Origin of the sequence: Paenibacillus sp. FSL K6-1122, from assembly GCF_037977015.1 — a bacterium.
Classification (GTDB): Bacteria; Bacillota; Bacilli; order Paenibacillales; family Paenibacillaceae; genus Paenibacillus; species Paenibacillus amylolyticus.
The window spans coordinates 4,778,520-4,803,924 of the sequence record NZ_CP150272.1; the positions used below are offsets into that span (position 1 = coordinate 4,778,520).

The following is a 25,405-nucleotide window of genomic DNA, read 5'->3' on the forward strand; positions in this document are numbered from 1 at the left end:
ATCTGTATCCATGCAAGATGCCCTATATTATCTGATTACCCTCAGAACAGTTCCTTTACCGCTTCGTTTGAAGATTTAACTCCAAAATCTCACCAGGAAGGCCATCGTAATCACCTGTCCAGGTGGATACAAAGTTCTGTCTGGTCAAGATCCGGCGGGAAGCAGCGTTACCCGGATCGATAACTGCATAGAGTGATCCAATCCCTGCGGCTTGTGCCTGAATAATCAACCGTGACGCTATGGATGTGCCTTGACCTTTGCCCCAATGTTCAGGCAGGATCATGTAACCTATCTCAGCCTTGGTCGGGTCCTCCTGATCCGGAATCAATTTGGCATACGCCACACCGGCACCATCTTCACTATATACTCGGTAATGTCCGCAAGTGGAACGCTCATTAAACTCCAGCATGGACTCAAATTGCGTTCTCGCCTCTTGCTCCGGTATTGCACGTTCTGTAATCTGTTTCATTACTTCCATATTGGAAACCAACGCATAATAATCATCAAAATCAGGTTGTGTGTATTTAATGAACTTCATGATATGCCTCCTCTGGGTACATAACTTATCTTGGTCTTGTTGAATTCACCTAGAGTATAACAGATGCGAATGATGGAATGCACACAAGGCACCACGCTTACAGGCAGCCAGATGATCCGATAGGCCAACAAGTCAGCAATCTGACAACTGTAGATACCAAAAAGCGGCCTCAACTGGAGACCGCTTTGTTTACTTTGTTTTTAATTTGCTTTTTAAGATGGATAAATATCCTCAGTTCCGTACTTCCAGTACATGTTGTTAGCTTGCCCGTGATGAAGGGTTAAGGTTCATCTGTTTTTCACGTTGACGTGCACGACGACCTTCACCTGGAGGGGTAATGATCAGTGCGAGCAACAGCGAGACAGCGCAGAGTACAGCAATCACGATGAAGGTTAGATGGAATCCGCCCAGCAGGGCGCTGATGAATGATCCAGCCAAAGCACCAAATCCAAATCCCTGATAGATGACGCCATAGTTTTTGCTCTGATTTTTCAATCCGAAGTAATCGGCCACAATCGCTGGGAATACCGTAATGTTACCGCCAAAGCAGAATGCAACGGCCGCCACACAGGCGAAGAAGATCCCGAAGGTCAGTGGAACCAGACTAAGTGTCATGACAGCTACGGCTGTAACCAGCAGCGCACCAGCGATGACTTTCATTCGTCCTACTTTATCCGACAGCGCACCGAGAATAATACGTCCTGCCGTGTTAAAGATTGCAACCATGGCCACTGCGTTCGCAGCGGTAGCTACATCAAGACCTGCAAGCTGTACACCGATATCTTTGACAATACCGATCAGGTACAGACCGCTCATACACGCCGTGAAGAAAATAACAAACAGCATGTACGCTTCTTTTGTACGCAGCATCTCTTTCACCGTGTAATCATGACGTGCTACGACTTGTTTGGATCCTTCCTTGCTTGCCGGAGCCTGTTCACGAACAACCGCTTCACGGATCAGGAATGATCCCGCAACGACCAGAACCAGAACGATAATACCCCAGTACATAAATGCCTGAGCAGGACCAACAGCACCAATCAATGCCGAATTCACATATTTGAACAATAAACTACCGGTACCAAAGGCGCCGACCGAGATCCCCGAGATCAGACCTTTACGCTCCGGGAACCATTTGATCAGATTAGACAGCGACGTAATGTACGCCGTACCGTCTGCAAAACCAACGACAAATCCAGCCAAAATGTACAGCAGTGTTAACGAGGTGACTTGGGAACTCAGAATAAGACCCAGCCCAAGCACAACCCCGGCTACACGGATCAGGCGCTGAAGACCCCAACGTTCCTGCAATCTTCCTGCAAACAATGTGGCAAAAGCCAAAGCAAAACTGGTAATTGAAAAAGTTATCGCGACCGAGCTGACGTCCCATCCGAAACGATCAGACAGCGGTTGATTAAATAAACTCCAAGTATAGATGGTTCCAAGACCCATTTGTACAATGATGGTCCCCAACACAATAAGCCAGCGGTTCATTTTTGTAGGTGCAGATGTTGATTCAGGTGTTGATGAAACGGATGAAATTGTTGCTTTCATCGTGATCTCCCCTTTGCCGATGTCATATACATGAATGCGTTCACAAGCTAATCATACATGAAAGGGGATTCATTACACCGTTTTGAGCATGAGTTGCATCAGATGCGGAATGAAATGCTTCTAGATGCGCATGAGTTGCCTGAATTCTTTGACCTTGCCACGACTCACGGGCACTTCAGCTTCCAAATCGCGCAGACGGAGCAGATACGTATTGTTGAACCAAGGTACAATTTCACGGATTTGTGACAGATTTACAACGTACGAACGGTGGCAACGAAAGAACGTATCCTGTGGCAGACGGCTGTGAAAATCCGATATGCTCACTGGCATGGTGAACTCCCCATTTTTGGTATATACCTTCGTCACTTTCTCTTGTGCTTCCGCATAGTAGATGTCTGCCGTATCCGTAACAATAATATTGTCATTCCGCAGCAGATTAATTCTTCTGTCCGTATGGGAATTCGTATCTCGTTCTCGTACCAGTTCACCATGCGCAGCAGATCCGTCCGCCGTAGGGGCTGGTCCATCCTCAACATGTTGCTCCATCGGCGCATGATCACGTTTGAATGCGAGCTCCAGCTTATGGAGCATCGCAGCAATTCGTTTCTCGTCATACGGCTTCAGAATATAATCAAACGCCTCCAACTCAAAGGCTTCAGCTGCATGTTCCTTATACGCCGTAGTAAATACAATGTAGGGTTTCGTTGCAAACTTCCCAATATGATGTGCAAGCATCATACCGTCCAGCGAGGGAATATTGATATCGAGAAAAATAACATCTACTTCTTGTTCCTGCAAAAATTTCAGTACATCCAGCCCGTCTTCAAGGCGGTCAACCACCTCAATCTGACTATGTTCCTGGATTAAATAATTCAATTCCTCACTTGCCAGAATCTCGTCTTCCACAATAAGAGCTCTCATTGATCCATCATCACCTTGTTACGACATCTCCTTTGGGCACATCAAATAAAATATCGGTTCCTTGTTCCAGCCTTGTAATGGTTACACCTTGTCCGTAGATAAGCTTGACCCGGCGATGCACATTATATAGGCCGATCTGGTTACCAGGCATACGGTCGTGGTAGACCCGTTCAATAATATCTGCACTGATGCCTGCACCTGTATCACTGACACTGATTCGCACAAACTCCGGATAATCCTGTACCCGAATTCGAACAGTCCCGGGTCCTTTGACCTTGAGAATGCCATGAATAATTGCATTTTCGACGAGCGGTTGGATAACAAGACTCGGAATATGCACCGCGACCTCATCAATGTCATAGATCACGTTAAGTCGGCTGCCAAAGCGAGCTTTCTCAATCTCTACATAATTACGGACCTGCTCCAGTTCCTTATGAATATCGATTAACTCATCCGACAGCTCCAGGTTGTAACGCATGTACCCGGATAGATTCACAATCAGCTCCCGAGCACGATCCGGTTTGGTTCGGATGGACGATGCAATCGCATTTAGCGCATTAAACAAAAAATGAGGATGAATGGTTGTCTGTAATGCACGCAGCTCTGCTTTGTTGGCAGCAGCCTTGATCTCTTCTACCCGCGATACCTCCATCTGGGTCGAGATGATCTGCGACAGACCTACAGCCATCGTTTGTAATGGATACGTAATTTTGTACGCTTTGCGATAATAGATTTTGAGCGCACCTGTAATGTCTCCTCGTTCTTTGAGCGGAATGATTAACAGCGAGTGGATATCGGGTGTTTTTTCATCAATCACATCATTACTGATCGTAATCTCCCCGCTAGATATCGTCTTCTTGGTCATCTCACTAATAATTTCATTACCGATATGATATCGTTCTTCACCAAATCCTACATAAGCCAGTACATTCCGGGTATCCGTAATTGCAACCGCATCAGCCTGAATATCCTCCTGAATAATCCGGCATATCTTGCGCAGAGAATCCTCATCAATCGAACGGAAATACGGCAAGGTTTTGTTTGCAATCTCCAGTGCCAGCTTCGCCTGACGAGCTGCAATCATTTCCTTTTCCCCTTCAACACTCTGCACCAAGAGCACAATTAGCCCAATGTTGACTTCTCCCAGAATCATAGGCAACGCAATCTTCGAAACAATATCGGCACCCAGTGGATCGGGATAGGAAAATAGCAGGATTAATAACATCGTCAGCGCTTCACAGATCATTCCGGCACCAATACCGATAATCCATCGCTTGGGCTTGGGCGTGTACTTATGTATATATCCGGAGACCAGACCCGCCAGGATACTTGTGATCAGACACGGTATAGCTGTGACTCCATCCATATCAATCAAATACCGATGTACCCCTGAAACAATCCCCGTAATAATACCCACAGGCGCTCCGAACAAAATACCACCCGATAACACGGCGATGATCCGTACATTCACCAGTGAACCTTCAACATTAATGCCCGTATATGTCCCGAAAATGGCAAAAGCACAGAATAACAAGGTAACCGCAATAGACTCCTGCCACCTTAATTTCCCCTTTTGCAGAATCTGCCTAAACCTCGGCACCCTCGACAGAAAGAATAAAAATATAATCAACAGCGCCGCCCGTTCAAATAAACCCAGCAGCATCGTAAACATTTCCAATCGTACTTCCTCCACATCTGTTTGAAAATAAAATGAATACCAACACAGCCACGCCTTTTTTGACGTAAAATCCAGGACATTAATCCATAAGGCTCGTATGCAACAGTTTACCGCTCCCCCCGGAGGAAAGCAAAGTCCATCCTGTGAAAAAACATCAACTATATTGCACCAAGCACACCATAATTCGTCCCTTAACTTCTATGGAAATGTCCGACTCCAGAAAAACCTATGTTATAATTAGTTGTCATGTTATTCCAATTATTCAGTGAAAATTAATACAGAAAGGTGTTCATTCATGCTTGCCATTCTACTCCTGAGTTCACTTCTGCTTTTTAGTTTTTTATGGTACACCCTATACTTTATCTCCAAACGAAGCCAACATCCCGATCGCTCATCGGCGATTGTCCTGCGAATAATCTTAAGCATCTCAACTCTGGCACTCATCGTTCAAGTCTACAACCTTAAAGGAAACCCATATAACTTTATTTTAATATTCGTATTTATCGCTTCATTAATAGCCACTCGTTCTTTTAACGGTACGAACAAAAACAGATAAATAAAAACAATAGGCATGGCTGGCTCTAAGTTTAATCCTGAAACTAATCCAAAAAGGCCAACCAGACGTACCTGGTTGACCTCAAGTCCAAAATTCATGAAAAATTTCGCCTGATAAAATAACTTGGTGTGCAGCTCCAAGCATGGCAATAACTGTTGACCAAATTGCTACCATAAGGAGAATACGTTTTGTCGTCCGGGTCGTAGAGCTCCCAGAAGGTGTCCGCCCCATCTTTTAGCATGCCGCCCCAATACCTTCGGATCTGCTCCAGTGCCTTCTCCTCTTCCCCGCACATAAGCAATGCATCAACATAATGATGAACCATGTACGGCGTGGTCATGCCAATAGCTTCTTCGTTACTCATTAACCGATCAAGTAATTGCCGGGAAGCTGGAGCATCCATGATCTCAGCCAGTACCATCCATACTTGCGATGCCCAGGATACCTGTTTTTTTTCACCACTGACGAAAAAGCCCTGCTCACCATCCCACAGATATGTGTGGGCTGCTTGCTCAGCGTCTTTGATGTGTGCCTTAATCCATTGCTCATACTCCGGCAACTCTAGTTCTTTGGCAATCGACCTTCCCCTTTTCATACTATAGATGAGAACTGCCTGAGCACCGGCCTGTTTATTTAGTTCTTCATGCCAGTCCAGAAAACAATACCATGTATCGTCATCCCTTACGATGCCCCGCTCATCAAGTCGTTTAAGCCCAATCTCAATCTGTTCTCTAGCCACCGGCCAAAGTTCTTCCAACGTTTCCCTGTCCTTGGTAGCTTCAAAATAGTCCCATAATGTCGCAATAAAGAACAACGCATAGTCATATAGGTAAATGTCGTCCACGTACGGTTCTGGTTTTTCGTACAAACAGGCTCCTACCTGGCCGCCTTCCAATCTCGTTCCGGCAAATAGATAGAGACAGCGCTTGACGAGATCATTACATCCGAATGTTTCATAATTGACGAGGGCCTGAAGGCGAAGATCTCCGATCCATAAACGTCGATCGCGCTTCGGTCCATCTTCGAATACCGTCTGCATGCAATCCCGGAGTGTCTTCACGGACACGCGATCTATTTCCAGCAGCTCCGTGTCGATACCTTCAGGCAATTGAGGTACTGCCCCTATGTCTGCTGAAGTCACCGTCAAGCAATATATATCGTTAATTCGAATATCGTAACGGATCGACGTTTCTACCACCTCGATTTTCAGATACCGAAAGGCATATCGACGGTTCAGTGTTAGCGTGCCAGGTAACACATCCATATTCACGATCTCGTCCTGAAGCCATGAACGGCTAAGCCAACCCGAATATTCTGCAAAATTCTCACCGACCTCACAGGGCATTTCTCCAAATGTGAGCTTCAACCTGAGAGTTGCATCTGCATTGCTGCGTTCGTTAAGAAGCGACAAGGTCAGATAACCGACGAGATGCTCCCCGAAATCCAGCGTAACACTGTCTCCCTTGCACAACACTTGATCAGATAGTTGTTCTGCTAAGCCGAGTGGTTCGATACGCCATCCCTGAAAAGCCGACGCATCCGGAACTGCGCTCACGATATGTTCCGGATAGACCTTTTGCTGGTGAAGCTCCGGCATTAGACGCTGTGCTTTTTCCAGCCAGGCGTTGTTTATCACTTTTTCATTCATTGCAGTGTCCTCCTTAACCTTTGACCGCCCCAACGGTCATACCACCGATAAAATATTTTTGCAGGAACAAGAACGCCAGCAGCAACGGTAGTGCGCACAGAAAGCACGCTGCAAACAGGACATTCCACTGCGTGGGATTTTGCTGATCGCCCAAAAATCCGAGCATGGCCAGTGGTAACGGTGAATCTCCTGCGCTGGAAATAAAGATCATATTGAAGAAATAATCGTTCCAGATCCAGACACCTTGTGTAATAATGACAGAAACCGTTACCGGAATGAGTAAGGGGAACACGACGGTCCAGAACCGTTGGAATAATCCCGCCCCGTCGATGTGCGCCGCTTCTTCTACCTCCTCAGGCACACCGCTTCGAATGAAGCCCGTGTACAGGAAAGTTGAAAACGGCAGACTGCACGTAATGAACATGAAAATAGGCGTATATTGATTCGTTGGGATATGAAGCGCATTAATCATTTGCACGATCGGTATCAATACCATTTGCGCAGGTACCACAAGTCCGGACAAAAAAAACAAATACATGAACTTACTTAGCTTTGTCTTCAAACGGGCCATCGGGTAGGACGCCATTGCCGCAAACAGGACAACAAACACGACCGATACGCCGGTTAACACCACGCTGTTCCATAGCGCTTCCGGAAAGTGCATGCGATCGAAGGCAGTCTTGTAACTTGCAAAAGACATCTCCCGGAACAGGACCAGCGGATTTGTGTTGTTGCTTGGATCGCGGAGTGATGTCGAAAAGGCAATAATTAACGGAATCAGGTTTAACGCCATCACCAACAACACAACAACCTGAACGGACCCTTTCCCCAAAACTTTACGAAGCATCATGCCGACACCTCCCGTTTGTTCATTTTCAGGACAAAAACAGCGGTAATGACGATAATCACGGCAAAGGAAATAACGCCAAGAGCCGAAGCTTTACCAAAGAGTTGTTCGGTAAATGCCATCTTGTAGATGGTATAAATCAGCGTGTTGGTAGCCGTGCCGGGACCGCCATTTGTCATGATAAACGGGAAGTCGAACGCTTTGAGTCCATTGATCAAACTTAACGTCACGTTGATTGTAATCGCTGTTGCCAGTAATGGAATCTTCACATGTCGCAGCAATCTCCATGAGCCGCAGCCATCAATCCGTCCGGCTTCCAAAAGGTCGCTCGGAACAGTCTGTAGTCCTGCAAGGAAGATAATCATTGTCGTTCCGATCGTCTTCCAGATTTCCACGAAGATAATAGAATACAGTGCGGTCGAGTAATCACCCAGGAAATTCAGTTCATTTGCGATACCCAGTTTATCGAGAAAGGAAGAAATCAGCCCGTAATCCGGCATATAGACGTAACTCCACAAAAAGCCGACGACAATCGCACTGAACAAAGTGGGAATATACGCCAGGGAACGGTAAATCCCGGTTCCTCTTATTTTCATGTTTAACAGTAATGCCATTGCCAAACCGATGATATTGCCAGCTATGACGGTGACAAACGTATAGATCAGTGTATTTTTTAAAGAAATGCCTAGGATGTCGCTCCGGAACAATTCCTTATAGTTGTCGAAACCGATATAGTTATAGGCTTGGGCGTACCCGTTATAGTCCGTTATACTGTACTGGAACAACCGCAGGATCGGGAAGATCCAGAAGGTCAGGTAGAAGATCAATGCCGGCAAAGCAAACCAGTACATGGACTTTTTCATTACAGTAGAGCTCATCCTGCTCCATCCTTTCCAAGGGGCCTGCGGCAAGGGAAGAAGGACAATCATTCTCCCCTTTACAGCAGACAGCATCGTTTGGTTCTAGTTTTTCCATAGCTCTCTAAACTTGGTTTCCATGGCGTTTGCCACATCTTCTGGTGTTGTTTTCTGTCCAGCAATAATTTCGGCAAACTTAGCCTGCATGACGTCCGATACTCCGGCTGGCCACATCTGGTTGCTAAAGTAGATGGAATTTCCAGTTTGTTGATAGTTGTCATTCACTTCCTTAAACAATTCATTTTCAAGTTCTACGTCCTTATAGACGCTGATGGAACTGTTGGCTTCCACAAATGCTTTGAACAGATCGGATTCACCATCAAACAGGTAGTTCAGTACTTCCTTGGCTGCATCCAGGTTTGCCGATTTGGCGTTCAAAGCGTATCCGGCAGATGTTGCAGCAGATACAAACACCGGCTGTTCCGGCTCGTTACCTGGTAATGAAGCGAATCCGCGAGTAAATTCGGCAGCGCCTTTGGACGTCATGGAGGCATAATCCCATGTTCCCGTAAAGGTCATTGCTGCTTTCCCGTCGATAAACAACTGCGCAGATTGGGCACTACCAATGCCTAGTGAGTTTTTGACGACGTAGTTGTTATCATAGAGCTCTTTGTATTTGGATATGGTTTGAATCCACTTTGGATCAGTCAGCGATTTTTCACCGTTCTGCAATTTGACATCAAAATCCAGCTCATTCGGATACACGACATTCGCTGCAATCGGATACATTCCGAATTGGATCATCCAAGGGTCCTTGTCTCCCATCGCAATTGGCGTTACGCCCGCTGCCTGCAACTTTTGACACAAATCCAGAAACGAAGGCCAATCCTTCGGAAACTCGGAATATCCCGCTTGTTGTAACAACTCCTTATTGTAGTAAACGCCCAAGAAGTCCAACCCTTCGGCCACGCCGTAAGGTTTACCCTCATAGGACATATCTTCCTTCGCTCCTTGGCTGATGTTGTCCCAGAACTTCAGATCTGACAGATCCGCAGCGAAGCCTGCCTTTGCAAAATCAATGACACCGCCAGCCGCATTTTTCGGGAAAATCCAGAAAATGTCCGGTCCCTGTCCAGCCGCAAGCTTGGTTCGAACAGATGTATTGTATTGATCATCAGGCAACTTTTGTACTTCCAAGTTAATGTTCGGGAACTTCTCTTTGACTAGGCGCGGCAAGGTCTCCAGCTCGAAATCCTCTCCCTCGGATGCCTTGTTTCCCGAAAGCATCATCGTCAACGTAATTGGCTTTCCTGACTCATCTGTACTCCCGTTATTGGTATCCGTACCGCCCCCCTCCTCGCTACTGGAGCTGCATGCGCTCAGAAACATCAAGAGCAGTACCAAAGTTAGGGACCACAGTCGTTTTCTTTTTTTCATCTTGTCATTCCCCCAATTCATGTTTATTCTTGCTTTGTGCACATTCTCATAATACGGTGGGCAAAAGTGCATTTGCTTTGGCTCGTATGGTGCACTATTTTTAGAATTGACAAATGGCGGGAGGAGCACGTATGATTCTGTTCAACATCAAAACTAAACTTTTTCTGGTCCTCGTCCTCGTATCAATCGTGCCAATTATCGTTGTGTCTGTCAGTTCCTATCGCAGTTACACGAAGCTGGTGAGTGAGCAGACCTCTCTCGTGACGTCGACAACCATAGGCAATTCGGTCAAGAGCATGGAGGAAATTTTGCAGAACATCGACCGGATCTCCGTCACACTCCTTCAGCAGTCTTCCAATGCAACCGCTTACAGCACTGTGAGTGATGAACTAATCAAGTTGAACGGTACCAACGATCAATATGACATTTTCATGATCCGCAGCAAATTGAAATTGATCTTTGAAAACATTCTGCTTGGTTACAATTACATCAATGGTTTGTACCTTTTCACACCTGATGGCAAATGGATAAGCTATGGCAGCAGCGGTACAGACCTACGCCTCGATTATGTAGCACTTCGGGATGAGTGGTATCTGGATACGATCCAGCGAAAAGGCGATTTGTATATTGGTGAAGTAGGCGTCAAACCTTACATCATTAACGCCAAGGAATCCATTGGCTTCTCCAGAGCCCTCTACGATCCCAACAACAACGAGTTCCTAGGCGTGTTTATGCTGGATTGCAGTATGAACATTTTTGACGGTCTAAAACGTAATCCGGCACCAAGCTTGTCCAATCTATATCTGGCGAACGACGCTGGCGAGATCCTGTACTCCAGCGACGGAAGTAGAGTTGGCACTCCTCTCTCCGATACTCTGGCTGCGGCAACGCATCAAGTCGGAAACAGTTCACAGTACAAATCAATCCAAGATAACATGATGACGGTAATCCAGAAAGTTCCCGGCCGCAATTGGAACGTGATTGCCAACATCTCTATGGATCGGCTGTATGAGGAGTACAACATCTCACAAAAGTTGCTGTTATACGTGGCCGTAAGCTGTGCCGTCATTTTCCTTCTACTTTCCTTTTTCTTGTCCAACCTGATCACCAAACCCATCATCGAATTGACCAAACTGATGCGCAAAACCAAATCTCATCGTTTTGTGACCATCAAGCCTCAAGTAACGAGGCAAGTCGATGAAATAGGAATCCTTTACCATGAGTTCAACAAAATGATGAAAGATATCGATACACATATCCGAGAGAGTTACCAGAATAAAATCCTCATGCTGGACTCCCAGATGAAGGCATTGGAAGCACAGATCAACTCCCATTTCCTCTACAATACGCTGGAGTCGATTAATAGCATTGCCGAGATCGAAGAAGTTGAGAGTATTGTGGTGATGACCAAGTCACTCGGGGACATGTTCCGCTACAGCATCAAAACGGACAGCGAGCTGGTCGCGGTCAGCGAAGAACTTCAACATGTAGAAAACTACATGGCCATCCAGCAGATTCGGTATGGTGACAAGTTCGCGTTCAACCTGAATGTAGACCCGGAAATTCGGAGTCGTCGCATGCTGAAACTTCTGTTGCAACCACTCGTGGAAAATGCCATCTATCACGGGTTGGAGAACAAACGTGGGAAGGGTTCCGTTACCATTACCGGTTTGTTTCAGGGGGACAGCATCGTGTTCGAGATCTGGGATGATGGCGTGGGCATGTCCTCAACACAAGCGGAGGAACTTCGACAATTGCTCCAGCAGCCACCTGAATTCGTCACCGTTGGTCAAAGGCATAAACAAAGCATCGGCATCAAAAACGTGCATTCACGAATTGCTTTGTATTACGGAGAGGGTTACGGCCTTTCGTTTCATACCGATTTGAATACAGGAACTCGAATTACACTCGAAATTCCGGCCAATTGGGAAAAGAGGTGACCAAGAGATGTACACGTATATCGTTGTGGACGATGAACCCTTGATCCGCAAAGGTTTGTTGAAAAAAATCGGGACTTTTGAGCACTCGCTTGAACTCTTAGGCGAAGCAGATAACGGGGCAGATGCCTTGGCTTTGATTGAATCGTTCAAGCCGGACATTATCTTTACGGACATGCGCATGCCTGAGGTCGACGGCAAGCTGTTGATCAGGACAGTATGCCAGCAATATCCGCGTATCAAGTTAATTGTCATTAGCGGACATACCGATTTTGATTATATGCAGGAGGCCATCTCTGCGAAAGTTGTAAATTACCTGCTGAAGCCTTTTAGCCGGGATGAGATCCACGGTACGCTTCACCAAGCCATCCAAGCCATCGAACAGGAGCGCTCTCTTCAGCGGGAAGTCGTTCTAAGAGAAGTAGAAACGGAGCAGATGAAAAGGGATGCAGACATGCAAGCCTTCCTGAATTATGTGCTGGCTCCCCATTCATCCATCAAAACACCTGTGTTCCGCTCTGCGGAATTTGCCGCCATCATGGCATCTGACCAGTTCATTTTATTGACGATTTATGGTCCTCAACCGCTTACAGCACAGCAACTACCTACCTTTTCGAATGGCCTGTACATTCCTCATCCACAAACGGATCAAGTACTGTTTTTCCTGATGCATGATCTGGATTGCTCAGGCCAGCTTGATTTGCAGAAAATGGCGGAACAAACTGCGAGTATCATTTTGACCAAATCCGAAACTACGGATTGTTGTGTGGGAATCAGCTTGCCTCATACAGGCATTGGTGGGGTCCGAGAAGCTCATCATCAAACGATCCTTGCGTTGGACGAACGAGCCATTACCGATTTTGGCAAATGTTACGTATTTTCACGGGAGCAATTTCCTTTACATCAACTGAAGTGGGCTCGAACTTATGAACTGTTATTTTTTATAGAGAGCGGGAATGTGCCGAAGGTGGAAGAGCTCATCACCGATTTCTTTGCTTTCTACATACGCCAGCCTGACGCTTTGCTTGCCCACCTGAAAGAGCAGTGCAGAGACATTATCACGGAAACCAAACGGCTGCTGAGTAACTATATCCAGAACGGAGGTAACAGTAGCGCCTCTTCCAGCTTGGAGGCTGTCCTGAACGTCTCGTTCGATATGGAGTGCATTAGGCATTACATGGTAAAGGTGCTGACGGGAACAGCTCTTCTGCTTAAGGAAGACAACCCCTACGCATCAGATCAAGTGATCGACAACGTCAGGACATATATCGATAATCACTATACCAAGGATTTAACGCTGGAATGGGTATCGTCCCTGTTCTACCTGAACCCGAGTTACCTCAGTCATTTATTTAAAGAAAAGACATCCGAGAACTTCACTGATTACGTAAACAGACTACGGATTAGGCAAGCCAAGCAGCTCTTAACGAGCACAGACGATAAAATCTATCGGGTTGCCAAACAGCTGGGTTACGACAATCCAAAATATTTTTTTCGGGTGTTTAAAAAATTGACCGGTTGGACTCCAGAGGAATACCGAAAGCAACACAAATCCTTCACCGCAAAAAACAAGGAACCAGGCCATGCATGATGGCCCAGTTCCTTGTTTTCGTTGTTGTGGTTCTTAGCGATCATTCGGCAGGTACTGGCCTTCTTCCATCAGCCCATATTCCTTGAAGCTCGCAAGTACTAAGATGGTCGATTTAACCAACATAACATACTCAATGAAAATTTTGTTTTTGCGGTAACACAAGCAAGGTCATGGGTCATTTCGATAACTACAACCAATATTCAACCGAGTAATTACCACAAGGCTTGTCCCTGGTTATTCAATCAAAAGGGCGTTCCAAAAGTCATCTTCCTGACTTATGGAACGCCCCACCCACTAAAATTACTTCATAAACATTCGATGTAATTGGGTTTTGTAAAATATATCAATTTACACAACAACGGAGAGGACAGAAATAACCTAAAGAAGCGAAGCGTGCGCCTTTATCACCGGATTTTACCCTTGGAAAGGGTCAATCAGAAAATCCGGGGATAACAGCGCTCGGAAGGTTATTCTGTCATCGCAGTGCCCCCGTGTAAACAACGCTCTTTACCCCACCCAACATTACATCGAATCCCTACCTAAACATCCCCCACAGCTTAATCAAATGAAACGTATTGTTCGGATCAATCTTCTGTGCAAGCACAAAAGCAACAAACTGCTCCTCCTGCGCCGGAGAGAAATTCTCATTCATAATGACAGCGGAAGACTTGACCAACCTTCTGACCTTGGCCTTATCTTGCAGATCAGACTTGGTCACGCCATCAATCAACTTTTTGATACGCTCTTTGACAGCGGGATTTTTCATCTTTAATTTGATCCGCTCCACCAGCTGCGGACTAATTCCATATTGTTGATAACCCAAAACGCATAGCACCTCCCAAAAGAATGAACTCACTTCTTATTCATATGTCGGGAGGGCTTGTACACTTGTCTTTTTTTACAAAGGTAATACGAAAAACCCGCTATCAAGGCAAGCTTTAGTCAATCAGATCACCCTTGAATACTTGCTGTTGCTGTAGGAAATCACGCAGAGGTGCATAGTCCATGGAGGTCCAGAAAGTCGCATCCTCAATTAAGTGGGTCACGTCATCTCTGGCCTGTTCCAGCACAGCAAAATCGGCAACCATATCGGCAAGACGGAACTCGGGTAGTCCGCTCTGTTTGGTACCAAAGAAATCACCCGGACCCCGGAGATCCAGGTCACGCCGGGATACCTCGAATCCATCCTCCGTTTCTGTCATGACCTTCATCCGTTCCTGTCCAACCTCCGTCTTGGGATCAGCAATGAGTACACAATAGGAAGCATGCGCACCACGACCGACCCGACCACGAAGCTGATGCAGCTGGGAGAGACCGAAGCGGTCCGCGTCCATAATGACCATCAACGTGGCATTTGGCACATCGACCCCAACCTCGACAACGGTGGTGGAGACAAGCAACTGAATATCATTGCTATAGAAGTCCCGCATCATCTCTTCTTTCTCCGCAGCCGTCATCCGTCCATGCAACAGACCTACACGATATTTAGGAAAGTTCTGCTGCATCTGCACATGCAGATCAATCGCGTTCTGGACATCCAGCTTCTCCGACTCTTCAATAAGTGGACAGATCAGATAGGCCTGACGGCCCTGATCCACTTCTCTGGAGATAAACCCGAGCACCCGCTCCATCATATCGTGCTTAACCCAATACGTGGAGATTGGAATCCGTCCTTTCGGACGTTCCGAGATCGTGGATACTTCAATATCCCCAAAAGCAGTAATCGCAAGTGTCCGTGGAATTGGCGTTGCCGTCATCGTTAACACATCCGGGTTATATCCTTTGCGTCGTAAAACGCTTCGCTGATTCACCCCGAAGCGATGCTGCTCGTCCGTCACCACAAGACCCAGATCACGGAAGAAAACATCTTCCTGAATCAGGGCGTGTGTACCCACCACGATATCAATCATGCCCATTTGCAATGAGGCGATCAGATCTTTGCGTTTGCGTCCATTTACACTGCCCGTTAACAGCCCTACGGTTACCCCAAACGGTTCAAACAGCTTTTGCAGTGAGCGCATATGCTGCTCCGCCAGAATCTCTGTAGGCACCATCAGAGCCCCTTGGAACCCAGATCGAACAGTCGTGTATAGTGCAATTGCCGCAATAACCGTTTTACCCGACCCTACATCACCCTGCAATAACCGATTCATTGCATAGGGCGAACGCATATCATGCAGAATTTCAAGCTCCACCTTTTTCTGAGCATCTGTCAGTTCAAAAGGTAAACTGCGTACAAACTCACGAATCGTCGTATTGTCCGTGGTATGCACTACACCATCCATGCGATTTCGGTTGAGCGCGCGATACGCCTGCATTTTCAACTGGAACAGAAACAGCTCTTCATACACCATCCGCTGTCTGGCCTGCTGACCTTCTCGGTTGTCCTGTGGACGATGAATTCCAGCAATCGCTTGTTTACGAGGCATCAAACTGTATTTCTTCATCAACGATTGGGGCAGAATCTCAGGAATCATATCTCCGAATTGAATTAATCCCTGATTGATCGTTTTCCGCATCCATTGTTGTGTCAGTTTGCCGGTTACCGAATATACAGGTTGCAATGTACCTGAACGCCCATCGCCTTTATCAGGGAACTCCGAGTCAGTCACGGTCATCTGCATGCGTTTTTGTTCCCATTTTCCCGTAATCACAATCTCCCGATTGGGGGTTAGTTGTTCTTTGAGGAAATGGCGATTGAACCAGGTGGCTGTAATCATCCACTCTTCCGTCATGATCTTACAGGTAAGACGGGACTTTTTACCGTATCGTTGTAATACAGGAATACCCATCACCTGTCCCTGGACCGTAATCTTGTCCCCATCCTTCACTTCACTAAGTGAACGCAGACGATAATCCTCGTAACGGAAAGGATAATATTCAAGCAGGTCTTTAACAGTAGAGATGCCAAAGGCGTGAAGCTCTCCCTCTTTGAGAGCACTCACGCCGTTAATTTGCTTAACTGATATTTCTTCCAATTTCATGTCTAATCCCTCATTCCGGAACAGGCCACATAAAGATCGCAATGACACCAGGTCCAACATGACTGCCTATTACGGCTCCAATATTGGTATAGATCACTTCATTCAGTGTAAAATGACCCCGCAGCTGCTCTGCACAAGCGATCGCTGATCCCGGGTCAGCGGTATGACCTACCGCCAGGTTAACCCGTTTGCCTGCAAGATCCTTCTGGAACAGCTCTATAATGCGTGCCATTGCTTTTTTATGACCTCTGACTTTCTCAACTGCGTAGATAACGCCTTCTTCATCAATAGACAGGATCGGCTTAATGTTAAGCAACGTTCCCAAGATGGCTGAAGCTTTGCCAATCCGACCGCCCTTTTGCAGATACTCCAGAGTATCTACAAGAAAGAACAATTTGCGAGATTTTTGCATCCCTTCAATAGCAGCAGCGATTTCGACTGCTGACTTGCCCTGTTCGGCAAGTTCAGCAGCCTGTACCACCATTAGACCATATCCATAAGATGCTGACTTCGAATCCAGCACGGTGATGTCACCCTCACGCTCCAGCAAAGACTTGCCAAGCATGGCCGATTGATAGGTACCACTCATGCCGGATGACAGGTGGATCGATACAATCGGGCGTTCCGGGTTTTCATCAAGAAGTGATTGGTAGACATTCATGAAATCGGTTGGAGATGGCTGTGAAGTTGTAGGCAACACAGATACCTTCTTCAACTTTTCGTAGAACTGTTCCGAAGTCAGATCAACGCCATCTGCATAGGTCTCTTCACCGAACAGAACACGTAGCGGAACAATATGAATCCCGTATTTGCGAATGAGTTCTTCGGGAATATCTGCCGTACTGTCTGTTACTATCGTAACCTTGTGGCTCATGACTCTCCTCCTCTTCGCTAGAGTGCTATTAGGACTCTACGGAGAACAGATAATAATACACCGGCTGTCCTCCAAGATGTACCTCTACCTCAGCATCAGGATACTGTACTTCAAGCCATGTAGCGAGGGCAGCAGTAACCTCAGGGTCAGCTTCTTCCCCTTCAAGGATCGTCACCACTTCATCTCCACTCTCCATCATCTGTTTGAGCAGACCTTCACATGCTTGAAGCATGGTTTCATCCGTCGCTACAATTTTGGAGTTATGAATACCGATATAGTGCCCCGCCTTAATATCCAATTCATCATATTGCGTATCACGAACCGCATGAGTCACTTGACCGGACTGTACCCGGCTGATGGCCTCCAACATTTGGTCACGGTTTGTTTCCGCAGACTCATCTTCCTGGAAAGCAAAAGCAGCAGCCATTCCCTGTGGAATGGTCTTGCTTGGAATAACCGTAATCCGGCGCTCATCTTCAAGCAATTCACGAGCCTGCTCCGCAGCCAGTACAATATTCGAGTTATTCGGGAGTATAAATATCTGCTCCGCAGCAATGGAACGAACGGCTTTTACAAAATCCTCAGTACTCGGATTCATCGTCTGTCCACCGGACAGAACAACATCAACGCCAAGACTTTGGAAAATCTCAGCAATACCGTCACCGGAGGATACCGCAATAAAACCATACGGTGCCATCTCATCTGCAGGAAGCACAGCCTCTTCCATACTGCGCGCTGCCTCAGGTGGAATCTCTGCAAACAATTCAGGTGATGGAGCAATGTCCATGCCTGCTGTCAGGAGATCCCGATGCTGTTCACGCATATTGAGAATATGAATCTGTGTAATCTCACCATAATGCAGCGCCAGGTTTAATACATCGCCTGGTGTCTTGGAATGGACATGAACTTTGATGACTTCATCATCAGCAATAATAATGATCGAATCTCCATTAACTGACAACGCTTTCCGGAATGCTTCGTCATCAAATGCCACTCCTGCGTTCTCTCCAAGCTCACGATTAATGAAGAATTCCATATCATACAGAAATTCAATATCTTCCGTTTCCAGTCTCGCCTGAGCAGACAATGGCATCTCCGGTGCAATCACCTGCTGTGCAGGCTTCTTGATATCCACTTCTGTCGGTGCAGCCGGTTTCAAAGCAGATGCTGCCACGGATGGGGTTACTTCTTTGTTCAGTGAAGTACGACTCCCTCCATCACTTTGCAGCAATACTTCCATAAAGCCCTCGTAGATATATACAAGCCCCTGACCACCTGAATCCACAACACCAACCTGTTTCAGTACAGGCAGTAATTCCGGAGTCATTGCCAGTGCTTCTTTTGCTTTTAACAAAACTTCATTCATTAATTCAGTAATATCATTCGTCCGTCTTGCGTAGTAGTTGGCATGTTTCGCCGCTTCCTTGGCTACGGTAAGAATGGTCCCTTCAACGGGCTTTACGACTGCTTTGTAAGCTGCGTCAACACCGTTCTGCAGGGCTGCTGCAAATTGGAGCGTATTCAGTTCCTCATAGGGAGCAGCTGAACGACTAAAACCACGGAACAATTGCGACAGAATAACTCCTGAATTCCCCCGTGCGCCCATAAGCAGGCCTTTCGATAGAATACCGGCAGCTTCGCCGATGGAGGCAGAACTTTTTCTTTTAATCTCTGCGACTCCTGCACTCATTGTCAAATTCATGTTCGTTCCCGTGTCACCATCCGGCACAGGGAAAACATTCAGGGAATTGACGTGCTCTGCATGCTGTCCAAGTTGTTCCGCTCCGGCAAGTACCATTGCGGTGAAATCTGTTCCATTTAAAGAACGTATACTCAAGTGAGAATTCCCCTTCCTAGCTTGATACACGAACACCTTGCACCAAGATGTGTCTGGTCTGTTCATGCGCTAACGCGGACTGCGTTATTCTTCGTCCATACCTTGTCCGGCACAGGCATACAATACAACATGTCAGCCGGATTAACGGTCTGGGCGGCCGGGCTACCAATATCCTGCACTCTCTGCACCCCTAACTTCGGGGCATACGGATATGCACCGGTATCAAGAGCCGGCATGAATGCCGCATGGAGACTGGTGCCAATGATGGAATGCCGCAGCTCACAGCGTTGCCAAAAAAGCAGACCACCGACCTCTAAGTACGGTTTATTCTCCGACTTCCTCGCGGCAACAGCCTGTTCACCACTGTATTATGGACTACTCAACATTGTACTATATTAGACAGGAGAAATAAATAAAGTTTTTGGATCAGTTGACGAAGCTTTTTTAATTATGATATTATATTCAAGTATTGTTTTATGCAGGTTAAGTAATGGAAATGATCCGGTTCATGCCGGCTTAAACAACGCCATTAGCTACTGAAACCTGATCTTTATGATCAGGAAGAACAATTTAGTCCTTATGGAATGACTTTTCGTTTCTGAAGGCAACTGGTTATTTTAGGATAGGAGGTGTAATCTATGTCTCGCAAATGTTATGTGACAGGTAAGAAACCGGGCACCGGTAACCACGTATCCCACGCTAACAACCGTAACCGTCGTACTTGGGGCGTAAACGTTCAGAAGGTCCGCATTCTCGTTGACGGCAAACCAAAACGTGTATACGTAAGCACCCGTGCACTGAAAGCCGGTAAAGTGACTCGCGTATAATCACGCAAAGCTACTATAAATCGGGTAAGCAAAAAGCACCTTGTTCCTTGCAGGTGCTTTTTTGGTATTCAAAAAAGGGATTCTTGAATACGCTCATTAACATGTGAATGGCCGCCGCATGGCGCTTCGCAGGTACGAATTCCAGATAAGCCTGAGCCAAAGCGGCGGTATTCCCTGTTACCTTATCAATCGGATCAGTGCTTTTGAAACGTATTAAGAATCGCCTTTACAAACCCTCCCAAAAACTTCGGCAGTTTGAATGTGTAAAATTTCATAATTCACCCTCCCCATCATGCTCATGCGTCCGCCGTATCCTATGCTTCAGGCCTTCTTTACCTCAAACACGACAAAAAAGGCTACATGAGAAACCTGCTCATGTAACCATATTTATGCGGAACCTTCGATCCCTATTCCACAATGACAAGCCCGAAGATCAGGTCATTTACGTTTGGGCAGGAATATATTGATAGGCAGCGATCATGAAAACACTCAGTAAATAATACAGTATGCCGAAAATGACAAAAGTAACCCGATGTCCCGTACGATCAAATTTGCGGAAATACATAATAACAACGCCTACCCCAATTAATGACGTAATAGCATTAAACGGGGATTGAATAACCGCAAACAAAGCAAGCACAAGTCCCGTCACGAGACTCGCAGCCATCGTCCACAGTGTCTCCTTGAGGGTCATAGATCAGCCTCCGTAGCTACGGCGAATTTCAGTAATCGCGGCAGCACGATCCTCACGTCCAAATACGGCACTCCCGGCAACGAGCACATCTGCTCCAGCTTCCACCACAAGTGGAGCTGTATCGGCAGCAATTCCGCCATCTACTTCGATATGTACATCATGGCGTCCCTTTTCGTTCAACCAGGTACGAATCTGCTTGATTTTGTTCATGGTACCCGAGATAAATGCCTGTCCGCCAAAGCCAGGATTGACCGTCATGACAAGAACCATGTCCACATCATCCAGAACTTCGAGAATGGCAGACGCTGGCGTTCCCGGATTAAGGGCAACTCCTGCCTTCACTCCTTGCTCCTTAATTAAATGAATAACGCGGTGCAAATGCACACAAGCCTCAGCATGAACGGTAATTACCGCTGCACCCGCTTTGGCAAATTCCTCAACATAACGCTCCGGATTCTCAATCATCAAATGCACATCGAGCGGCAAGCTTGTATGTGGAGCGATTGCTTTCACAATCGCAGGTCCAAGCGTAATATTAGGGACGAAATGACCGTCCATAACGTCAACATGAATCCAGTCTCCTCCTGCAGCTTGGGCTTCTGCAACTTCCGCACCAAGGCGGGCAAAATCAGCTGATAATATCGATGGGGCAATTTTAATCATGTTAATACCTCCGCTTCTTATCTTTCATTTCGTTCAGGAACAGCACATAGTGCTGATATCGGCTTTCGGAGATCAGACCTTCCTCCTTGGCCGCAAGCACACGACAGCCTGGTTCATGTGTATGGGTACAACCTCGGAATTTGCACTGATCTGCAAACTGGGCGAATTCGCGGAAACAAGTGGAGAGTTCCTCCACACCGATCTCCAGAAAGTCCAGTTGGCTGAATCCTGGCGTATCTGCAACAAACCCACCATTATCCAACGGAATAAGCTCCACGTGCCTGGTGGTGTGTTTCCCTCGTCCTAGACGCATGCTGATCGCATTTGTCTCCAGCGTCAGGCCCGGCATCAATGCATTTAACATCGAAGACTTGCCTACACCCGATTGTCCGGAGAATACGCTGATCTTACCAGCCAGACGATCTCTGAGCAATTCACTGCCTTCACCGGTACGTGAACTTGTGGAGATCACTTCATAACCAACCTGTTCATACAATGCTTTCACTTCAGCAATAGTGTCTTTGGCTGGATCTGCCAAATCCAGTTTGGTCAACACAATGAGTGCATCCAGCCCCGCCTGCTCGATGTGAACAAGGAACTTGTCCAACAGGTTCAGGTTCATATCCGGTTCCTTCACAGAGAACACGAGAACAGCCAAACTTACATTGGCTACAGGAGGACGGATAAGTTCCGTCTCACGCTTCCGAATTTCATCAACCGTTCCTTCTCCGTTCTCAGTCAACATGTAGCTGACGCGATCACCTACAAGCGGTGATGTTCCCCGCTTTCTGAAGATACCTCTGGCTCGACATTGAACGGCGGAACCTTCAACCGAAGGAACCCCGTTGTCTTCCACTGGCATGACATAATAGTAACCGCTTAGCGCTTTAACGATGATACCTTCTGGCATAGCTCCGACGCCCTCCTTTAGATGGTGGTACATTTACTCCAGACGCCAGCATAAGCCGCCCTTATGGACGGCTTGATGCGTTAATGACTTCCTTTTTCTTCTCTTTTTCCTTGCCGTGCCCCTTACCATTATTCATGGCAGAAGTGTCCTCATCTACGCTTTCACCCTCACCGTCTGCCGGTGTGGACTCAGGTTCACCTTCCTGATTGGAATCAACACTTCCCTCATCAACGCTACCTTCACCTGGATCAGGCTCATTTTCTGGCGGCGTCTCAGTGCTTTGTTCCGGGTCAATGGAAGGTACGTTTACTGTTCCGTTTTTGGCTTCACTGTAGGAGACAAGATACGTATCCAGGAACTGTCCATCACGATAGACGGACACAGCCCCATTTTCATTTGGAGCGAGTACAAGTGGAATGGTCAAGATCTGGGTTGAGTTCACGGTGCGAGTTCCCCATTCCTGATTCTTGCCACGTGCATCTTCATATGTGATACGGATTTTACTGTTTTTGCCCTCTTCTTTGGGTGATACATTGATATCAAAAGGATATTGCAGCGCTTCAGGTGGATACCCTGTGCTGATAAAGATTGTAATCTTATCGCCAGGACTCACATCTGCGCCCGCTTCCACAGGCCATTGCTGCGTCACTTTGCCCTTTTCTACCGTATAACTTTGTTCTTCCTGTACCTGAGCAAGCTCAAGTCCAGCAGATTTAAGTTTTTCTTCGGCTTCACTGCGGGTAAGATTTTTCAGATCAGGCATTTTGACCGTTTCAGTGCCTTTACTTACGGTTAACTCAATCTGAACTGTCTCTGGATCAAATTCCTCATTGACACCCGGTGTCTGGGAAATAACAGAACCTGAAGCCACATCATTGGAGAACTCGTCTTTCCGCTGAATCTGATCTTCCTTAATGCCAAGCGCAGTCAACTTCTTGACAGCCTCATCATAAGTTACTTGTTTGACATCAATCATCTTTAAAAGTTCTTTTTCTGCACCAACACTGATCTGGACCTCGGAACCTTCTTTGACAACATCGCCTTCTTTTCTGCTCTGTTCATAGACGATACCGGGTTCGACACCTTCCTGATACAAACGGATGACCTCATCACTGACGACGAGTCCTTTCTCCTCAAGCATTTCCCGAGCTTTTTCTTCCGTCTGGGTGATCACGTTAGGCACGGTTACTTCAGGTACAACCAGCATACCCTTGACATACCATACAACGCCCACCATGGCGATTAGAATAAGAACGGTTAATGAGATGAGTAGAGCTGGCTTCTTCCAACTCTTCGATTTCGCTTTACCCTTGCCAGTTTCTTCGTTAGACTCCATCACTGGCACCGCACCCGTCGATGTAACTCCGCGCGGTTCAGGCTTGATGGCTGGCATAACGCGAGTCTGATCTATATCATCCTCATCCGGAAAATCAATCTTCGTTTCATTACGTCTCTCCGGCATCAGGCAAGTTTCCAGATCGGTCTGCATTTCTTTGGCCGACTGATAACGTTCCTGCGGATTTTTACGCATGGATTTTAAGATGACATTTTCTACACTTTGCGGAATCAATGGATTGAATTTGCGTGGTTCATCGAACTCTTCCTGCAAATGCTTCAATGCCACACTGATTGGACTTTCACCCAGAAACGGAAGTTGCCCGGTAAGCATCTGGTAAAGTACGATCCCAAGAGAATATAAGTCCGATTTTTCACCAGTAACGATGCCTTTGGCATGCTCCGGTGAGAAATAATGTACAGAACCAACTACAGAACCCGTCTGCGTAATCGTTGTAGATGTAACGGCACGGGCAATCCCGAAATCCGTTACTTTCACGCGGCCATTCCGGCCAATTAATATATTGTGGGGTTTGATATCCCGATGAATGATTTGATTATGATGTGCATGATCAAGAGCATCTGCAATCTGGGAAGCGATTCGCACCGATTCGTCCACCTGCAGAGGGGCGCGTTCTTTAATAATTTCATTCAAGTTTTTGCCTTCCACGTACTCCATGACAATATAATGAACGTCATCTTCCTGCCCCACGTCATAAATGCTAACTACATTCGGATGAGACAGCGATGCTGCCGACTGTGCTTCCCTGCGGAAACGGCGAATAAACTCTTCGTCATGCACAAACTGTTGTCTAAGGACTTTGATCGCTACATTCCGGTTCAACAGAAGATCCTGGGCTTTGTACACAAGAGCCATGCCGCCACCGCCGACACGCTCAATCACTTCATAGCGTCCGCCTAGTTGGTGCCCAATCATGACTCACACCCCGTTTCCGTATCCACGGAACCTTCCCTCTGCAACTCGAACAAAGCAAGCGTGATGTTGTCGTCTCCCCCAGCAAGTAAAGCCAACTGAAGCAGTCGGTCTGCACGATCTTCCAATGCCAGTTCCAGATTGCCGGCAACCTGAATAATCTGCTCATTGCTGACCAGGTTACTGAGACCATCACTGCACAGTAGAAGAACTTCGCCTTCCTCCAGCTTGACGGTATCCAGATCTACCTTCACCTCGGCATCTGTTCCAAGCGCACGAGTTAGTACGTTGCGACGTGGATGATGGGACACATCCTCTTTGCTAATCTGACCATTTTTGAACAATTCATTCACCAGTGTATGGTCCTCGGTTAGCTGGATCACAGCTTTGTTCGCAATTTTGTAGGCTCTGCTATCACCGATGTGTCCAATAACACCTTCCGTATCGTTCAATAAAGCCGCAACCACCGTTGTTCCCATGTTGTGATACTTGTCATCTGTTGATGCCGTGCGGAAGATAACTTCGTTGGCATGCAAAATAGCATCGCTGAGAGCCGCAGACAGAGACGCATGTGACAGACCTGGTTCCAGTGTTCCCAGATCTTTCACCAACGTCTCTACTGCCAAGCGGCTTGCCGTATCCCCTGCAAGATGTCCACCCATGCCATCGGCAACAATACCCAGAATATATCCTGTATCGAGATTACGAATCCAGGCTGAATCTTCATTCACCGAACGCACTCGTCCGATATGGCTCACATGAACTGTTTTGATCAAAACGTTC

Annotated in this window: 22 protein-coding genes; 3 read left to right on the top strand and 19 right to left on the bottom strand. The window is 46.8% G+C overall.

Going from position 1 to position 25,405, the window contains the following annotated elements; translation table 11 throughout:
- Positions 1–55: 55 nt before the first annotated feature.
- The 9 genes from NSQ20_RS21495 to NSQ20_RS21535 all read right to left on the bottom strand — a co-directional run bounded on the left by NSQ20_RS21495 (position 56) and on the right by NSQ20_RS21535 (position 10,036).
- Positions 56–538: a GNAT family N-acetyltransferase gene (locus tag NSQ20_RS21495; protein WP_253501737.1), complete on the bottom strand. Its 483-nt coding sequence runs from the start codon at positions 536–538 to the stop codon at positions 56–58.
- Between the two features lie 258 nt (positions 539–796).
- Positions 797–2,032 carry an OFA family MFS transporter gene (locus NSQ20_RS21500; RefSeq protein ID WP_074096973.1) on the bottom strand — a complete coding sequence of 412 codons (1,236 nt, stop codon included), beginning with the start codon at positions 2,030–2,032 and terminating at the stop codon, positions 797–799.
- Between the two features lie 180 nt (positions 2,033–2,212).
- A complete protein-coding gene (locus NSQ20_RS21505; protein WP_340030850.1) occupies positions 2,213–3,013 on the bottom strand; it encodes a LytTR family DNA-binding domain-containing protein in 801 nt (266 codons plus the stop codon).
- Positions 3,014–3,023: 10 nt separating this feature from the next.
- Positions 3,024–4,685, bottom strand: a complete 1,662-nt coding sequence (locus tag NSQ20_RS21510; RefSeq protein WP_235193990.1) for a sensor histidine kinase — start codon at positions 4,683–4,685, stop codon at positions 3,024–3,026.
- A 459-nt stretch (positions 4,686–5,144) separates the two neighbouring features.
- Positions 5,145–5,345, bottom strand: a complete 201-nt coding sequence (locus NSQ20_RS21515; RefSeq protein ID WP_340030851.1) for a hypothetical protein — start codon at positions 5,343–5,345, stop codon at positions 5,145–5,147.
- Positions 5,342–6,895, bottom strand: a complete 1,554-nt coding sequence (locus NSQ20_RS21520) for a sugar hydrolase (protein ID WP_340030852.1) — start codon at positions 6,893–6,895, stop codon at positions 5,342–5,344. Before NSQ20_RS21520 ends, NSQ20_RS21515 begins: the two co-directional genes overlap by 4 nt.
- A 13-nt stretch (positions 6,896–6,908) precedes the next feature.
- Positions 6,909–7,745, bottom strand: coding sequence for a carbohydrate ABC transporter permease (locus tag NSQ20_RS21525; RefSeq protein WP_340030853.1), 837 nt, complete (start codon positions 7,743–7,745; stop codon positions 6,909–6,911).
- Positions 7,742–8,620, bottom strand: coding sequence for a sugar ABC transporter permease (locus NSQ20_RS21530; protein WP_036614579.1), 879 nt, complete (start codon positions 8,618–8,620; stop codon positions 7,742–7,744). The genes NSQ20_RS21525 and NSQ20_RS21530 overlap by 4 nt, the downstream gene beginning before the upstream one ends.
- 84 nt (positions 8,621–8,704) lie before the next feature.
- The gene (locus tag NSQ20_RS21535) at positions 8,705–10,036 is read right to left on the bottom strand and encodes an extracellular solute-binding protein (protein ID WP_036614581.1); all 1,332 of its coding nucleotides are present in this window, start codon (positions 10,034–10,036) and stop codon (positions 8,705–8,707) included.
- 131 nt (positions 10,037–10,167) lie between these two features.
- Between NSQ20_RS21535 and NSQ20_RS21540 the strand changes: the two genes are divergently transcribed.
- Both NSQ20_RS21540 and NSQ20_RS21545 read left to right on the top strand, forming a co-directional pair.
- Entirely contained in the window at positions 10,168–11,976 is a 1,809-nt protein-coding gene (locus NSQ20_RS21540; protein ID WP_340030854.1) for a sensor histidine kinase, read from the top strand.
- Positions 11,977–11,983: 7 nt separating this feature from the next.
- Complete coding sequence (locus tag NSQ20_RS21545; protein WP_076328021.1) at positions 11,984–13,564, top strand: response regulator; 1,581 nt, start codon at positions 11,984–11,986, stop codon at positions 13,562–13,564.
- Between the two features lie 535 nt (positions 13,565–14,099).
- Here the strand turns inward: NSQ20_RS21545 and NSQ20_RS21550 are convergent.
- The 4 genes from NSQ20_RS21550 to NSQ20_RS21565 form a co-directional block, all read right to left on the bottom strand.
- Entirely contained in the window at positions 14,100–14,387 is a 288-nt protein-coding gene (locus NSQ20_RS21550) for a stage VI sporulation protein F (protein WP_036614589.1), read from the bottom strand.
- A gap of 115 nt (positions 14,388–14,502) precedes the next feature.
- Complete coding sequence (gene recG, locus NSQ20_RS21555) at positions 14,503–16,548, bottom strand: ATP-dependent DNA helicase RecG (RefSeq protein ID WP_076250891.1); 2,046 nt, start codon at positions 16,546–16,548, stop codon at positions 14,503–14,505.
- 10 nt (positions 16,549–16,558) lie between these two features.
- Complete coding sequence (locus tag NSQ20_RS21560; RefSeq protein WP_047843678.1) at positions 16,559–17,422, bottom strand: DegV family protein; 864 nt, start codon at positions 17,420–17,422, stop codon at positions 16,559–16,561.
- Positions 17,423–17,450: 28 nt separating this feature from the next.
- Positions 17,451–19,259, bottom strand: coding sequence for a DAK2 domain-containing protein (locus NSQ20_RS21565; protein ID WP_340030855.1), 1,809 nt, complete (start codon positions 19,257–19,259; stop codon positions 17,451–17,453).
- 638 nt (positions 19,260–19,897) lie between these two features.
- Between NSQ20_RS21565 and rpmB the strand changes: the two genes are divergently transcribed.
- Positions 19,898–20,086: a 50S ribosomal protein L28 gene (gene rpmB / locus NSQ20_RS21570; RefSeq protein WP_017687459.1), complete on the top strand. Its 189-nt coding sequence runs from the start codon at positions 19,898–19,900 to the stop codon at positions 20,084–20,086.
- A 194-nt stretch (positions 20,087–20,280) separates the two neighbouring features.
- Here rpmB and spoVM read toward each other — a convergent pair whose 3' ends face one another.
- The 6 genes from spoVM to NSQ20_RS21600 form a co-directional block, all read right to left on the bottom strand.
- Positions 20,281–20,361 (bottom strand): stage V sporulation protein SpoVM, encoded by an 81-nt coding sequence (spoVM, locus tag NSQ20_RS21575; RefSeq protein ID WP_017687458.1) that lies wholly within the window; start codon positions 20,359–20,361, stop codon positions 20,281–20,283.
- 167 nt (positions 20,362–20,528) lie between these two features.
- Positions 20,529–20,780 (bottom strand): hypothetical protein, encoded by a 252-nt coding sequence (locus NSQ20_RS21580; RefSeq protein ID WP_047843680.1) that lies wholly within the window; start codon positions 20,778–20,780, stop codon positions 20,529–20,531.
- 3 nt (positions 20,781–20,783) lie between these two features.
- Positions 20,784–21,443 carry a ribulose-phosphate 3-epimerase gene (gene rpe / locus NSQ20_RS21585; RefSeq protein WP_017687456.1) on the bottom strand — a complete coding sequence of 220 codons (660 nt, stop codon included), beginning with the start codon at positions 21,441–21,443 and terminating at the stop codon, positions 20,784–20,786.
- Position 21,444: 1 nt separating this feature from the next.
- A complete protein-coding gene (gene rsgA / locus NSQ20_RS21590) occupies positions 21,445–22,353 on the bottom strand; it encodes a ribosome small subunit-dependent GTPase A (protein WP_340030856.1) in 909 nt (302 codons plus the stop codon).
- A 61-nt stretch (positions 22,354–22,414) separates the two neighbouring features.
- Positions 22,415–24,625 carry a Stk1 family PASTA domain-containing Ser/Thr kinase gene (pknB, locus tag NSQ20_RS21595; protein WP_036674900.1) on the bottom strand — a complete coding sequence of 737 codons (2,211 nt, stop codon included), beginning with the start codon at positions 24,623–24,625 and terminating at the stop codon, positions 22,415–22,417.
- Positions 24,622–25,398, bottom strand: a complete 777-nt coding sequence (locus NSQ20_RS21600) for a Stp1/IreP family PP2C-type Ser/Thr phosphatase (protein ID WP_017687453.1) — start codon at positions 25,396–25,398, stop codon at positions 24,622–24,624. Before NSQ20_RS21600 ends, pknB begins: the two co-directional genes overlap by 4 nt.
- Positions 25,399–25,405: the final 7 nt, after the last annotated feature.

Bases quoted from the DNA above. Each gene is read 5' to 3' on its own strand.
- NSQ20_RS21560 (WP_047843678.1), bottom strand. From the start codon at position 17,422: ATGAGCCACAAGGTTACGATAGTAACAGACAGTACGGCAGATATTCCC.
- NSQ20_RS21510 (WP_235193990.1), bottom strand. From the start codon at position 4,685: ATGTTTACGATGCTGCTGGGTTTATTTGAACGGGCGGCGCTGTTGATT.
- rpmB (WP_017687459.1), top strand. From the start codon at position 19,898: ATGTCTCGCAAATGTTATGTGACAGGTAAGAAACCGGGCACCGGTAAC.
- NSQ20_RS21540 (WP_340030854.1), top strand. From the start codon at position 10,168: ATGATTCTGTTCAACATCAAAACTAAACTTTTTCTGGTCCTCGTCCTC.
- pknB (WP_036674900.1), bottom strand. From the start codon at position 24,625: ATGATTGGGCACCAACTAGGCGGACGCTATGAAGTGATTGAGCGTGTC.
- NSQ20_RS21505 (WP_340030850.1), bottom strand. From the start codon at position 3,013: ATGAGAGCTCTTATTGTGGAAGACGAGATTCTGGCAAGTGAGGAATTG.
- NSQ20_RS21545 (WP_076328021.1), top strand. From the start codon at position 11,984: ATGTACACGTATATCGTTGTGGACGATGAACCCTTGATCCGCAAAGGT.
- NSQ20_RS21535 (WP_036614581.1), bottom strand. From the start codon at position 10,036: ATGAAAAAAAGAAAACGACTGTGGTCCCTAACTTTGGTACTGCTCTTG.
- NSQ20_RS21500 (WP_074096973.1), bottom strand. From the start codon at position 2,032: ATGAACCGCTGGCTTATTGTGTTGGGGACCATCATTGTACAAATGGGT.
- rpe (WP_017687456.1), bottom strand. From the start codon at position 21,443: ATGATTAAAATTGCCCCATCGATATTATCAGCTGATTTTGCCCGCCTT.
- recG (WP_076250891.1), bottom strand. From the start codon at position 16,548: ATGAAATTGGAAGAAATATCAGTTAAGCAAATTAACGGCGTGAGTGCT.
- NSQ20_RS21495 (WP_253501737.1), bottom strand. From the start codon at position 538: ATGAAGTTCATTAAATACACACAACCTGATTTTGATGATTATTATGCG.
- spoVM (WP_017687458.1), bottom strand. From the start codon at position 20,361: ATGAAATTTTACACATTCAAACTGCCGAAGTTTTTGGGAGGGTTTGTA.
- rsgA (WP_340030856.1), bottom strand. From the start codon at position 22,353: ATGCCAGAAGGTATCATCGTTAAAGCGCTAAGCGGTTACTATTATGTC.
- NSQ20_RS21520 (WP_340030852.1), bottom strand. From the start codon at position 6,895: ATGAATGAAAAAGTGATAAACAACGCCTGGCTGGAAAAAGCACAGCGT.
- NSQ20_RS21580 (WP_047843680.1), bottom strand. From the start codon at position 20,780: ATGACCCTCAAGGAGACACTGTGGACGATGGCTGCGAGTCTCGTGACG.
- NSQ20_RS21515 (WP_340030851.1), bottom strand. From the start codon at position 5,345: ATGAATTTTGGACTTGAGGTCAACCAGGTACGTCTGGTTGGCCTTTTT.
- NSQ20_RS21530 (WP_036614579.1), bottom strand. From the start codon at position 8,620: ATGAGCTCTACTGTAATGAAAAAGTCCATGTACTGGTTTGCTTTGCCG.
- NSQ20_RS21525 (WP_340030853.1), bottom strand. From the start codon at position 7,745: ATGATGCTTCGTAAAGTTTTGGGGAAAGGGTCCGTTCAGGTTGTTGTG.